Genomic DNA, 13322 nt, shown 5'->3' with positions numbered 1-13322 from the left:
TAATGAAACAAATTACTGCAATTATCAAACCGTTCAAACTCGATGAAGTGCGCGAAGGTTTGGCCGATGTGGGCGTGACCGGTCTGACCGTGACGGAAGTCAAGGGCTTCGGTCGTCAAAAAGGCCATACCGAGCTGTATCGCGGCGCCGAATACGTCGTTGATTTTCTGCCGAAGGTAAAGGTTGAGGCGGTGGTGGATGATGCAGTGGTCGAGCAGGCAGTTGACGCCATTATCAAGGCGGCGCGTACAGGAAAAATCGGCGACGGCAAGATTTTCGTGCAGGCGGTAGAGCAGGTCGTGCGTATCCGTACCGGTGAAACGGGTATCGACGCCGTATAAACGCTGTAAAAGCAGGCTGGCGGGAAAATCGAATAAGAGAAATGGAGACTGCGGCATGCCGCAGTTTTTATTCTCTTTAGATCACGCAGGTGACGACGATGACTACGTTGCGCAATGCGGCTTAGGCCTAGCTTGCTCTGAGCAGTACAACCAGCGCACCTGCACCGCCATCCGCAGCTCTGGCCTGGCAAAAAGCGATCACTTCATCTTTTTGCGCCAGCCAGTTACGCACCTTGTGTTTCAGCACCGGCTCCTTGTTTACAGAGCCCAGTCCCTTGCCATGAATGACACGCACGCAACGCAGGCCGCGTTTGATCGCAGTGCGTAAAAACTCCCCCAATGCTTCACGTGCTTCATCGGTACGCATGCCGTGCAGATCGAGCTGGCTTTGTATCAGCCAGTGTCCGCGCCGCAATTTGCGCACGACATCCGAGCCTATGCCCTTGCGCGCATAACTGAGCGCTTCGTCGGTATCGAGCAGGGTGTCTATGGTGAATTCATCGGACAGAGATTCGCGCAATGCTGCCTGTTCATCCGCCAGGTGCTGCCGTGCGATCGGCAGCGGGCGCGGCGCGGCTATCGTCATTTTATCGGGCGGTGTGAGCGGTGCAACTTCGCCTATGCTGCGACGGAACAGATCGGCTTCGAGTTGCGCTGTTTTTTCTGCCTGTATGCGTTTTGCTTCGGCAGCCTGGCGCGCTTCTTCCCGCGTCTTCAAATCCTTTTGCAGCGATTTGAGTCCGGCAAAATCCTTGAGCGGAGCAGGCATGTGGGTGATCCTCAGACGATGTGCGCGATCTTATGACATGTGCGAACACGGGCGTGATTGCCCATGTTCGCGTGACCGGGTTTAAGTGCTGAAAGCGCTTATTCCTGACTTTCCAGATAGCGTTGTGCATCCAGTGCCGCCATGCAGCCGGTGCCGGCGCTGGTGACTGCCTGGCGATAGATGTGATCCTGCACGTCGCCGGCTGCAAATACGCCGGGAACGCTGGTGGAGGTTGCCATGCCTTCCAGCCCGGTTTTGGTCTTGATGTAACCGTTGTGCATGTCCAGCTGGCCTTCAAAAATGCTGGTGTTCGGCTTGTGTCCGATGGCGACGAAAACGCCATGCAGCTTGATGGCGGTGATGGTGTTATCGGTGGTAGAGCGAATGTTGATGCCGGTGACGCCGCTGTCATCGCCGGTAATTTCATCCAGCGTGTGATTGTATTTGATCTCGATCTTGCCTTCTGCGACTTTGGCCATCAGGCGATCGATCAGAATGGCTTCGGCGCGGAATTTGTCGCGTCTGTGTACCAGTGTGACCTTGGTTGCGATATTCGACAGATACAGCGCTTCTTCAACCGCTGTATTGCCGCCGCCGATCACGGCCACTTCCTGTTCGCGATAGAAGAAACCGTCGCATGTCGCGCAGGCTGACACGCCTTTGCCCATGAATGCCTGTTCGGATGGCAAGCCCAGATACTGCGCCGACGCACCGGTTGCAATGATCAGCGAATCGCAGGTGTATTCACCCATGTCGCCAATCAGGCGTATCGGTTTTTCATCGAGCTTGGTGGTATGGATATGATCGAAGATGATTTCGGTATTGAAGCGCTCGGCATGTTGCAGCAGGCGTTGCATCAGTTCCGGGCCTTGCACGCCCAGCGGATCGCCGGGCCAGTTTTCCACGTCGGTGGTGGTCATCAGTTGACCGCCTTGTTCGACACCGGTAATCAGGACCGGCTTGAGATTGGCACGGGCGGCATATACTGCGGCGCTGTAACCGGCTGGGCCGGAGCCAAGAATTAAAACGTGGGCATGTTTTGGGCTGGACATTGGTAACTAATCGTAAAAGTGTGAGTGGAAACGCGATCAGGGCTGGTAAAACCTGCGTTCAGTCGCTTACATATGTTGCTGCGGCATCAAATTTCAAGCTGTTCTTGAATTATTCGGTGTAACCCGGGAAAACTGGTTAAGATTATAGACGAACCAGCCACGCCAGCAGGAGCGGCGGCAGGAAACCGCGTACCGCCAGATTTTCCGCATGCCAGCCGTTTGCTGCGCGCAATGGCGATTCGCGTGTTTAATTGCAAGTTCAATATATTAGTATCACTGCATCCGGATTTATGACGAAACCAAGCCCAGCCTATACACGCAAGACCAACTCTACAAAAGACCAGCCTTTGCCTGGCAGACTCGTGCGGCTGTTGTCCGAAGCCCGCTGGTTTGTTCTGGCCGCCGTTACCTTGTACCTGATTCTGATTTTTCTGACCTACTCGCCTGTCGATCCGGGCTGGTCGCATGCGAATGTCGTTCCCAAGCTGCATAACCTTGGCGGCCGGGCAGGTGCCTGGCTGGCCGATCTGCTGCTGTTCATTTTCGGTTTCTCGGCGTGGTGGCTGTGCGTGTTTTTCCTGCGTCTGGTATGGCTGGGTTATCGCCGTTTGTCGCAACGTTTTTTACTGAAAAAAGAACCGGAACCCGAACATCGTCAAGAGAGTTTGGTCCGTGGCATCGGATTTTTTCTGCTGATGACCGGCAGCGTCGGTCTGGAATATTTGCGCATGTATACGCTGAAGGCGCAATTGCCGCGCACGCCGGGTGGTGTACTGGGTGAATTGCTCGGCAATGCAGCACAAAACACTTTTGGTTTCATGGGCGCGACCCTGTTGCTGCTGTTGCTGTTCGGCCTGGGCTTCAGCCTGTTTTTCCATGTGTCGTGGCTGGGCGTGGCCGAGCGCATAGGCGAAACGATAGAGCTGATATTGCAGGCGGTGCGCAATCTGCACGGTGCGCGCGAGGATCGCAAGCTGGGCCATGTTGCTGCAGTCAAGCGCGAAGAAGTCGTGGTCAACGAGCGCGCCAAAATTGTCGATGCACCACCGATTCGTATCGAGCCGCAAATCGTCGCGGTGCCAAAATCAGATCGGGTGGAAAAAGAACGTCAGGTTTCGCTGTTCAACGATTTGCCGGATACCAATCTGCCGCCTTTGTCACTGCTGGATGAAGCGCCGCAGGCGCAGGAAATCGTCAGTATCGAAACACTGGAATTTACCAGTCGTCTGATCGAGAAAAAGCTATCTGACTTCGGCGTGATGGCCAAAGTGGTCGCTGCCTACCCGGGACCGGTGGTTACACGTTATGAAATCGATCCGGCCACCGGCGTCAAGGGCAGCCAGATTGTCGGTCTGGCGCGTGATCTGGCGCGTTCCTTATCGTTGACTTCGTTACGCGTGGTGGAAACCATCCCCGGCAAAAATTACATGGCGCTTGAGTTGCCTAATCCGAAGCGCCAGATTGTACGTCTGACCGAGATCATCAGCTCCAAGGTCTATAACGACAGCAGCTCCAGCCTGACGATCGCACTTGGTAAAGACATCGCCGGCAATCCGGTCGTCGCCGATCTGGCGAAAATGCCGCATCTGCTGGTGGCAGGGACGACCGGCTCGGGTAAATCGGTCGGCATCAATGCAACGATTTTGTCGCTGCTCTATAAATCCGATCCGAATCAGGTGCGTTTGATCCTGATCGATCCGAAGATGCTGGAGCTGTCGATTTACGAAGGCATTCCGCATTTGCTGGCGCCAGTCGTCACCGACATGCGCCAGGCTGGTCACGCGCTTAACTGGGGTGTCAATGAGATGGAGCGCCGCTACAAGCTGATGAGCAAACTCGGTGTGCGCAACCTTGCCGGTTACAACACCAAGATCGCCGAAGCGGAAAAGAATGAACAGAAAATTCCGAATCCGTTCAGCCTGACGCCGGATGCGCCGGAGCCGCTGGAAAAACTGCCGACCATCGTCATCATCATCGACGAGCTGGCCGACCTGATGATGGTTGTCGGTAAGAAGGTGGAAGAATTGATCGCGCGTATTGCGCAAAAAGCGCGTGCCGCCGGCATCCACTTGATTCTGGCGACGCAGCGCCCATCTGTAGACGTGATCACCGGTTTGATCAAGGCGAATATTCCGACGCGGATTGCGTTCCAGGTCAGCAGCAAGATCGATTCGCGCACGATTCTGGATCAGATGGGAGCTGAAGCGCTGCTGGGTATGGGCGATATGCTGTACATGCCGCCCGGTACCGGTTTGCCGGTGCGCGTACATGGTGCTTTTGTTTCGGATGAAGAAGTACATCGCGTGGTCGATCATCTGAAATCGCAAGGTGAACCGAACTACATCGAAGGCATCCTGGAGGGAGGCGTAGTCGAAGACGGCGACCTGACTCTGAGCGCAGAAGGCGGCGCTGGCGGGGAGGCGGATGCCTTGTACGATCAGGCCGTGGCTATCGTGCTGAAGAATCGTCGCGCTTCGATTTCGCTGGTGCAGCGTCACTTGCGCATAGGCTACAACCGCGCAGCCCGTCTGCTGGAACAGATGGAGCAGAGCGGTCTGGTCTCAACCATGCAATCCAACGGCAACCGGGAAATTCTGGTGCCTGCCGGGAATGCAGCTGAATAGAAAGACCTTATGACGAAAAACATGAAACAGAAAACACTGGTTGCGAAAGCAATCGATTTGCGTGTCGCCTTGTTTGCGACGGCGCTGGTTGCCGGTGCCTTGTTGTGGACCGTGCAGGCGCATGCCGCTGCGCTCGATCAGTTCAAATCCTTCGTCTCTTCGACGCAATCGGCACGCGGCGAATTTACCCAGCAACTGGTCAAGGTCGATAGCGGTACCACCAAGGTATCCAACAAATCGACCGGTACTTTTACGTTTGCGCGTCCGGGTAAATTCATCTGGACGTATCAGAAACCGTACGAGCAATTGCTGCAGGCGGACGGCGAAAAACTCTATATCTACGATAAAGATTTAAACCAGGTGACGATCAAGAAACTGGGTGATGCGCTCGGTTCTTCGCCTGCCGCGATTCTGTTCGGCAGCAACGACCTGGAAAAAAACTTTACGCTGAAAGAAGCCGGTACCAAGAATGGTCTGGAATGGCTGGAAGCGACACCGAAAGCCAAGGACACAACCTTCGATCACATCGGCATCGGCTTGCGCAATGGCGTGCCGGAAGCGATGGAGTTGCGTGATTCATTCGGGCAGGTATCGCTGCTGTCGTTTACCAAGTTCGAGAAAAATCCGCCGCTGCCGGCCAATCAGTTCAAGTTTGCGGTACCGAAGGGTGCAGACGTTTTTCAGTAATGCCTTGTGCAGTTGCGGCGTAACGCGTTTGCCTGCCGGGCTGAAACAGTCAGCCAACCATGATCGATGCTAGAGTGCGACGCCAGTCTGATTTTTCGACTGGCGTCGATTTTTATTTTCAGACCAAGCAAAAACCATTCATCCATGAGTTTCATTCCCCTCGCTGAACGACTGCGTCCGCATAGCCTCGATGAAGTGATCGGGCAGCAGCACATACTCGGTGCCGGCAAACCTCTGCGCGTGGCTTTTGAGTCGGGCGAACCGCATTCGATGATTCTGTGGGGGCCGCCGGGCGTTGGCAAGACGACGCTGGCGCGCTTGATGGCAGATAGTTTCAATGCCGATTTCATCGCCTTGTCCGCCGTACTGTCCGGCGTCAAGGATATTCGCGATGCAGTCGAACGGGCGCAGCTGTCGCGCGGCGCGATGGACAGGCGCACCATATTGTTCGTCGATGAAGTACATCGCTTCAACAAGAGCCAGCAGGATGCGTTCTTGCCGCATGTGGAAAGCGGCTTGTTTACCTTCATCGGTGCGACGACGGAAAACCCGTCGTTTGAAGTCAACGGCGCCTTGCTGTCGCGGGCTGCAGTGTATGTACTGAAATCGCTGGATGAAAACGATCTGGCTGCCATGGTGGATAGAGCCTGTGCGAATGAGCTGGACGATATCGCCTTTACGCCGGACGCAAAGGCGACGCTGATTGCCAGCGCCGATGGCGACGGCCGCAAGTTGTTGAATAATCTGGAAATCGTGGCTCGCGCTGCGCAGGCGAAGCAGCGCAAGGAAGTGGATGCCGAACTGCTGAAAACCTGTCTGGGCGATGCCTTGCGTCGTTTCGATAAGGGCGGCGATTCTTTTTACGATCAGATTTCCGCCTTGCATAAATCGGTGCGCGGTTCCAATCCGGATGCCGCACTCTACTGGCTGACAAGGATGCTGGACGGTGGCGCCGATCCCAAGTATTTATCGCGCCGCATCGTGCGCATGGCGTGGGAAGACATAGGGCTGGCCGATCCGCGCGCGATGCAGATTGCCAACGATGCAGCACTGACCTTTGAACGCCTGGGTAGTCCGGAGGGTGAGTTGGCACTTGGACAGGCAGTGATCTATCTGGCGGTTGCGGCGAAGAGCAATGCCGGCTACAAGGCCTACAACCAGGCGCGCGCCTTTGTGAAGCAGGACAAGAGCCGTGAAGTGCCGGTTCATTTGCGCAATGCGCCGACCAAGCTGATGAAGGAGCTCGGCTACGGCAAGTTGTATCGCTACGCGCACGATGAGCCGGATGCCTATGCCGCTGACGAAACCTATTTGCCGGATGGCATGGCAGAGCCGCACTGGTATGAACCGACACCACGCGGACTGGAAGGAAAAATATCCGATAAGCTGGCTTACCTGCGCTCGCTCGACGAGGCGGCGAAAAAACGCAAAAAGTAAGCGTTGCTATTCCAGGCGGCGATCGCGTTTACTTTGAGTGATCCTGTTTGCTCAAACGCTGAATATTGATTTGCTTCAGGAAGGCGTAGGCTGCACCAATGGCGATACCGGCTGCAATGCCGTAGAGAATACTGCCGCCATACAGGTAAAACTTGCTGCCGCTCCAGATCGCAAATCCAAGCACGGCGAACAAACCGGCGAGCAGGATGTACAGGGGAATAGTGGCGGGTGTTGCTTTTTCTTCCATGATTTTCAGCTTGAACTCTTTAAATATGAAATGGTAACGCAGACCGCAGGAGAAGTCTGGGCGCGGAATGAATGCGACTGACTTCCCGAATGCTGAATTTTCCGGGTGGTGTTGGAATCGCGGTCCGCCTTGGTACAATCTCGTTTTGATTCATCTTTTCGCTTATTCCCATGATCGACATTCAACTTCTTCGCAAAGACATCGAGAGCGTTGCCGCTCGCCTCGCCGGACGCAAATTTCAGCTCGACGTCAATGCCTTCAATGCGCTGGAAGCGGAGCGCAAGCAGATTCAATCCGGTACGGAAGAGCTGCAAAACAAGCGTAATACGCTATCCAAGCAGATCGGTGCCTTGAAAGGCAAGGGTGAAGATACTTCGACCGTGATGGCGGAAGTGGCCGGTATCGGCGACGAGTTGAAAGCCTCTGCCGCACGTCTGGATGTCTTGCAGGCAGAGATCAGCAAATTCATGCTGGCGATTCCCAATCTGCCGCACGAATCTGTGCCGGTCGGTAAAGACGAAGAAGACAACGTTGAATTGCGCAAAGTCGGTACACCGCGCGCCTTCGATTTTGAAGTGCGCGATCACGTCGATATCGGTGCGGCACTGGGTCTGGATTTCGATGTGGCAGCCAAAATCACCGGTTCGCGTTTCTCGGTCATGAAAGGCGGCATTGCACGCCTGCACCGCGCACTGGCGCAATTCATGCTCGATACGCATACGGCAGAACACGGTTATACCGAATGCTATACGCCTTACATCGTCAATGCCGATTCGCTGCAGGGCACCGGTCAGTTACCGAAGTTTGAAGCCGATCTGTTTGCGGTGAAAAAAGGCGGACAGGAAGGCGAGGGTGAGGCTTTATATCTGATTCCTACTGCTGAAGTGCCGCTGACCAATATCGTGCGCGATGAAATTCTTGCTGCCGATGCGCTGCCGGTACGCATGACTGCGCATTCGCCATGCTTCCGTTCGGAGGCAGGTAGTTACGGTCGCGATACGCGCGGCATGATACGCCAGCATCAATTCGACAAAGTGGAAATGGTGCAGGTCGTGCATCCGGAAAAATCGTATGAAGCGCTGGAAGAGATGTGCGGCCACGCGGAAAACATCCTGAAAAAACTCGGCCTGCCGTATCGCGTCATTACCCTGTGCACTGGCGATATGGGCTTCGGTGCGACCAAAACTTACGATCTGGAGGTCTGGTTGCCGGCGCAGAATACCTATCGCGAGATTTCATCGGTCTCGAATTGCGAAGCCTTTCAGGCGCGTCGCATGCAAGCGCGTTTCCGTAACGCACAAGGTAAAACGGAGCTGGCACATACCTTGAACGGCTCAGGTCTGGCGGTGGGGCGTACGCTGGTGGCGCTGCTGGAAAATTATCAGCAGGCCGATGGCAGCGTCACGATTCCTGACGTTCTGCATCCATACATGGGCGGTCTGACGCGCTTGTCGCCGCAAGCGTAGGTCGATCAGAACATGAGGCAATTAGAGCAGCGAGGCGATCAGTTCAAGTTGCGCTGAATCGTCTTCTGTTTTTTCAGTGATCCAGGGCCCCTGGCGACGGTCTATAAACAGGCTGTTACCAGGGATTTTTTTCGCCTGTTTTTTTGCATCTGCCATTGCACTGGCAATTTGGTGGTGTGAAACATAGTGGCCGGGTTCAATGCGTACCAGTCCCAACGAGATCGTGACAAGGGCGTGAAATACCTTTTTGCCGCGCCTGTCTTCGCTGATGTAGCCAGCGTTTTTGCGGTCTTCTTCATTGTAGAAATCCGGTATGGCCGCGGCGAATACATCGAGTATTGTGCGGCAGCGTTCTTCCCAGTCATCGTTCTGAAACAGGATGATGAAATCGTCGCCGCCGATATGGCCGACAAAGTCGCGCTGCGGATCGCAATAGCCGCTCAGAATTTTGCCTGTCAGACGCAGGATGTCATCACCCTTGCGGTAACCATAGACGTCGTTATACGGCTTGAAGTGATCCAGATCGACATAACAGGCGCAGAACGGTGTGCCGTTTTCCAGCAGTCTGTCTATGTGTTCGTAGATAGGTACATTGCCCGGCAGCAGCGTCAATGGATTGGCGTAGCGTGCTGCATTGATCTGCATCTGCGTAATCTCGCGCATCAGATCATGTGCGTTACCCATGCCAAGATACTGGCCGGCATCGGTGATGATGAAGCCATTGAACAAGTGATGGCGGTCGGCGTCAACGATGATCTGACTCAATGCATGCAGTGCAGTATTTTTATCAGTAATCAGCGGATTGGAATCCATGAAAAGCGTGCATGATTTCTTGCCGTGCAACTCACGCAGATAAGGCCTGGCAAAACGATCAATCAGATTGGAACGTGTGATCAAACCAATTGGTGTGCCGTTCGATACAACGGGCAATACTTCCAGCGTTGGATCGCTGTTGAACATTTCATAGATGCGATTGTTTTGTACATCCGGCGATACGGATGGCACGCTGCGCAGGAGTTTCAAGGCAGTCAGCATCTTGTGCCCGCGTCCTGCTTCATGCGGATAAACAGCGACGCCGTTGTGGCGCAGAAGGTTGCGTAGATCAGTCGATATGGTCGTTGCCGGCAAGGCAGTCGGACGTGCGATCTTGTAGCCTTGACCGTAGGCGACACCCAGATCACGAATCATCAATAACTCGGCATCGGTTTCTATGCCTTCGGCAATCACGATGGTGCCGGACTTCTCTGCGATTTCCTGAATGGATCGCACGAATTGCAGTTTGATCGGATCCTGATTAATGCCTTGTACGAAGTGCATATCGATCTTCACATATTCGGGACGCAGTTCGGACCACAGACGCAGGCTGGAGAATCCTTCGCCCAGATCGTCAATCGCAATACGGAAGCCCATCGCGCGGTAATGCGTCACTGCTTCGCGCAACAGGTCGTAGTCGTAAGTCGGGTGGCTTTCGGTCAGCTCAATGATCACGCGTTCGGGATTGATGCCGACTTCATGGATGTAACCCAGAGTTTCACCGTGTCTGACGTCCGGCTGCACCAGGCATTCGGGGCTGACGTTCAAAAACAACTTTCCCGGCAGGCGCAGCTCCGCGAATTTTTCCAGCGTGATGCGACGGCACAAATGTTCGACCTCTACGCTGAGATTGCAGGAACGTGCCACCTTGAACAGGTTTAACGGCGAGTGCAGTGGACTGTCCGACGGGCCGCGTATCAAACCTTCATAGCCTATGATTTCACCGCTTTGCATGCGGATGATGGGTTGGAACAGTGGCGTCAACTGACGATGCAGAATGATTTCACGCAGTCGCTGGGCCAGGTGATCGTCGGTGTCGGAGGGATTTTCATTTATCGCAACGTCATTGGCAGCAGCTGACAAGTGAACCTCCTTGGTTCTGAAGCGTAAAGGTTGAGCGAACGGAACGGCCGCATCGTGCGCGTGTTCTGCAATGCATGGTGTCCTGACCTCGTTTGACTGTGCAGATAAAATTGACATCGAAATAACTCTACGCGTAATAATTTATTGATACGGACTAGCCTCTGCCGAATAATAACGATGCTTTATGACAGGATGATGATAAGAAATATTGGTGCATTAGCAATGCTGCGAGCGATCTATGGCACGGTTCTGGAGTACGGACAGGAGGGCGGCGATTCCGGAAAGCTGCCGGAGAAAGTAAATTATTCAGTGCCAACGATGGGGTTTTACATTGCGCAAGACTCTGGTATAATTTTTCCCTTCGATGCATTCAATTGCAGCGATAGACCAAATAAGGAGAGGTGGCAGAGTGGTCGAATGTACCTGACTCGAAATCAGGCGTACGTGCGAACGTACCGAGGGTTCGAATCCCTCTCTCTCCTCCAGAATTGATAAAAAAGCCCGCGCAAGCGGGCTTTTTTATTGTCAGCTTATTTAGCTGCCCGGAATTTATCCGGTCTTGGGTCGGGAATGAAGCCATCGCGATTCGGCATTTTCACTTTCGCCAGCGAGGCGGCATCCAGCGTCGCATCTTGCGGGATGATTTTGGCTTCGGCAAGAATATAGGCCGATATTGCATAGACCTCATCATTGCTCAGGCTGCCGGGTTGCAGCAAGGGCATTGCGCGTTTGATGTAATCGAACAGCGTCGTGGCGTAAGGCCAATAGCTTTCAACGGTTTTCACCGGTTTTTTAGTCGGATCGTTATTGACCAGAGTACCGCGTCCGCCGACCAGCTTGTCGCCCATCCCGCCTTCGAGTTTTTGGCCGTGGCAGGCGAGGCATTGATTTTCATATAAAATTTTTCCTGCGCTGACAGTGCCTTTGCCCGGTGGCAGGCCGCGCCCATCCGGTAATGGAGAGGTGAATTGGCCGAGTTCCGCTGCGCTGGGAGTGCTGCCAAAACCGTAGCTGGTTTTCGGATGATCGGCGGCGTACACGCTGAGGCTTGCTGTCGCCAGTGCGGCAATGCTCAAGAGTTTAGCTTTGGTGGACATTGGAGACCTTTCCGTCGTTGGCGATTTTCCAGCTTTGGATGGCATTGAGATGGTAGATGGATCCCAGTGGGCCGTTCAATCCGCGCAAGTTAACCAATTGCTTTAACGTAGGTTGCATGTAACCGGTTTCATCGATGCAGCGACTTTGAATCACCGTTTCGCGCCCATTCCATTTCCATGGGAAACGGAAACGCGTATGGCAAATCGACATGATCGGCCCTTGCAGTTGCGCTTCCCTCCATGTTTTTCCGCCGTCGGTTGATACCTCAACGCGCTTCACGCGTCCGCGTCCCGACCACGCCAGTCCGGTAATTTCATAAAATCCGGCGCCATCCAGCTGCATTTCTCCCGATGGAGAAGTGATGACCGATTTGGCATCCATTTCAAACGAAAATTGCACCGCCTTTCCGTTGGGTCGCAGGTCGGTATATTTCGACGTTTCTTCACGTGTCATGAAGGGCTTGTCTGAAATTTCGAGGCGACGCAGCCATTTGATGTGCATATTGCCTTCGTAACCGGGCACCATCAGGCGGATCGGATAGCCTTGTTCCGGACGTATGGCTTCGCCGTTTTGTCCGTATGCAAGAAAGCAGTCCTTCATGGCTTTTTCGAGCGGGATGCTTCTGGTCATGACGGAGGCATCACCCCCTTCCGCCAATAACCATTTGGCACCGGAGCGTACATCGACTTCACCCAGAATGGTGGAAAGCGGCACGCCCGTCCATTCGGAAGTAGAGGTGAGGCCATGCGTGCCCTGTACGGTTTTCAGTGTAGGTTTGGACCATTCGGTCAAACCGTTACCAGAGCATTCGATGAAGTGTATGCGTGAAACCGAGGGGAAACGTTTGAGATCAGCCATCGAATATTTCTTCGCTTGCTTGACCATGCCATGCACGTACAGCGAATGTTTAGTCGGATCAATGGTCGGCGTGCCGCCGTGACTGCGTTCGAAATGCAGGCCGGACGGTGTGATGATGCCCATGCCTTTTTCGAGCGGGGTCATGGTCCAGGAAGAGAAGGTTGTCGGGTTCGGATAAAGCGTACGCACTTCGGTTTCGAATTGCGAACGTGCCCCGTATCCGCCATCATCGCCTACCGGCGTGCCTTGTACTTTGGTGGCGTCTGCAGGTACTTCTCTGGCAACGGCGCCAGCGGGTACCGCCGCACGAGCCTGCTGGATGGCGCCGGCACCGACGGCAGCCATTGCGCCCATCAGGAAATGCCGGCGCTGCAAGGTCGGATTTGGTGTGGCAGACGCTGAACTGTAGTAAGGAGAGTGTGGATCGGCACGCTTGGCTTGCAAGGCAGATTCTTCTGCTGCGAGCAAGTACTCTGTGGGGGATTGAGTGCGTTCAGGCAAGGTCGAGTCAGGCAGCATCTTGTTCATCGGATCTCCTTTATCGTTCTACATTTTCGGTCTACCGGAAAAAACCAAACATCTCCTCATCAATGATTTGTCAGCTTATCGTACACCCGAATATTGTGAAGTCAAGCCACGAACGGAGGCCGCTGTTTTAGGTTGGGGTGTAAAGTAGGCGTGATGCGATTGCAAATAGAGTTTTTTGTTTGTGCGCCAAGGAAGGGTGTCGTTCATGCGGCTCCGCGCAATCATGGCAAGGCCTTGCATGACTGCGCGACCTAAGCATCGAAATCAGGTTGAGTGGCTCATGCTAAGATATTTTTACCGATCTAACTCAAACCGGAGG

11 protein-coding genes and 1 tRNA gene are annotated in these 13322 nt (G+C 54.2%); 6 read left to right on the top strand and 6 right to left on the bottom strand.

What is annotated here, in order from left to right:
• The first annotated feature begins 2 nt into the window (after positions 1 to 2).
• On the top strand, positions 3 to 341 hold the full coding sequence (locus ABWP27_RS01385) for a P-II family nitrogen regulator (protein ID WP_011870534.1): 339 nt from the start codon (positions 3 to 5) through the stop codon (positions 339 to 341).
• A gap of 127 nt (positions 342 to 468) precedes the next feature.
• On the opposite strand, the gene ABWP27_RS01380 is transcribed toward ABWP27_RS01385, so the two are convergent.
• Together ABWP27_RS01380 and trxB are read right to left on the bottom strand one after the other, a co-directional pair.
• Positions 469 to 1110 carry a Smr/MutS family protein gene (locus tag ABWP27_RS01380; protein WP_353152643.1) on the bottom strand — a complete coding sequence of 214 codons (642 nt, stop codon included), beginning with the start codon at positions 1108 to 1110 and terminating at the stop codon, positions 469 to 471.
• A gap of 98 nt (positions 1111 to 1208) precedes the next feature.
• The gene (trxB, locus tag ABWP27_RS01375; protein ID WP_353152641.1) at positions 1209 to 2162 is read right to left on the bottom strand and encodes a thioredoxin-disulfide reductase; all 954 of its coding nucleotides are present in this window, start codon (positions 2160 to 2162) and stop codon (positions 1209 to 1211) included.
• A 290-nt stretch (positions 2163 to 2452) separates the two neighbouring features.
• Here trxB and ABWP27_RS01370 point away from each other — a divergent pair, with 290 nt between their 5' ends.
• From ABWP27_RS01370 to ABWP27_RS01360, 3 genes are all read left to right on the top strand, one after another.
• Positions 2453 to 4786, top strand: a complete 2334-nt coding sequence (locus ABWP27_RS01370) for a DNA translocase FtsK (protein ID WP_353152639.1) — start codon at positions 2453 to 2455, stop codon at positions 4784 to 4786.
• 21 nt (positions 4787 to 4807) lie between these two features.
• Complete coding sequence (gene lolA / locus ABWP27_RS01365; RefSeq protein ID WP_353152637.1) at positions 4808 to 5473, top strand: outer membrane lipoprotein chaperone LolA; 666 nt, start codon at positions 4808 to 4810, stop codon at positions 5471 to 5473.
• A 144-nt stretch (positions 5474 to 5617) separates the two neighbouring features.
• A complete protein-coding gene (locus ABWP27_RS01360; protein WP_353152635.1) occupies positions 5618 to 6910 on the top strand; it encodes a replication-associated recombination protein A in 1293 nt (430 codons plus the stop codon).
• Between the two features lie 28 nt (positions 6911 to 6938).
• Here the strand turns inward: ABWP27_RS01360 and ABWP27_RS01355 are convergent, their stop codons facing one another.
• Positions 6939 to 7157: a hypothetical protein gene (locus ABWP27_RS01355; protein ID WP_353152633.1), complete on the bottom strand. Its 219-nt coding sequence runs from the start codon at positions 7155 to 7157 to the stop codon at positions 6939 to 6941.
• 170 nt (positions 7158 to 7327) lie between these two features.
• Here ABWP27_RS01355 and serS point away from each other — a divergent pair, with 170 nt between their 5' ends.
• Positions 7328 to 8623: a serine--tRNA ligase gene (serS, locus tag ABWP27_RS01350; RefSeq protein ID WP_353152631.1), complete on the top strand. Its 1296-nt coding sequence runs from the start codon at positions 7328 to 7330 to the stop codon at positions 8621 to 8623.
• A gap of 21 nt (positions 8624 to 8644) precedes the next feature.
• On the opposite strand, the gene ABWP27_RS01345 is transcribed toward serS, so the two are convergent.
• Positions 8645 to 10636, bottom strand: a complete 1992-nt coding sequence (locus ABWP27_RS01345; RefSeq protein WP_502905305.1) for a GGDEF domain-containing protein — start codon at positions 10634 to 10636, stop codon at positions 8645 to 8647.
• 278 nt (positions 10637 to 10914) lie between these two features.
• Between ABWP27_RS01345 and ABWP27_RS01340 the strand changes: the two genes are divergently transcribed.
• Positions 10915 to 11004 (top strand) — tRNA-Ser (locus tag ABWP27_RS01340).
• Positions 11005 to 11049: 45 nt separating this feature from the next.
• On the opposite strand, the gene ABWP27_RS01335 is transcribed toward ABWP27_RS01340, so the two are convergent.
• Positions 11050 to 11616: a c-type cytochrome gene (locus tag ABWP27_RS01335; RefSeq protein ID WP_353152629.1), complete on the bottom strand. Its 567-nt coding sequence runs from the start codon at positions 11614 to 11616 to the stop codon at positions 11050 to 11052.
• The gene (soxC, locus tag ABWP27_RS01330) at positions 11600 to 13003 is read right to left on the bottom strand and encodes a sulfite dehydrogenase (protein WP_353152627.1); all 1404 of its coding nucleotides are present in this window, start codon (positions 13001 to 13003) and stop codon (positions 11600 to 11602) included. The genes ABWP27_RS01335 and soxC overlap by 17 nt, the downstream gene beginning before the upstream one ends.
• Positions 13004 to 13322 lie beyond the last annotated feature (319 nt).

This window comes from Herminiimonas fonticola (assembly GCF_040395855.1).
Classification (GTDB): domain Bacteria; phylum Pseudomonadota; class Gammaproteobacteria; order Burkholderiales; family Burkholderiaceae_D; genus Oxalicibacterium; species Oxalicibacterium fonticola_A.
The sequence above is the reverse complement of the archived record's forward strand: the minus strand, read 5'-3'. Positions and strand labels throughout refer to the sequence as shown.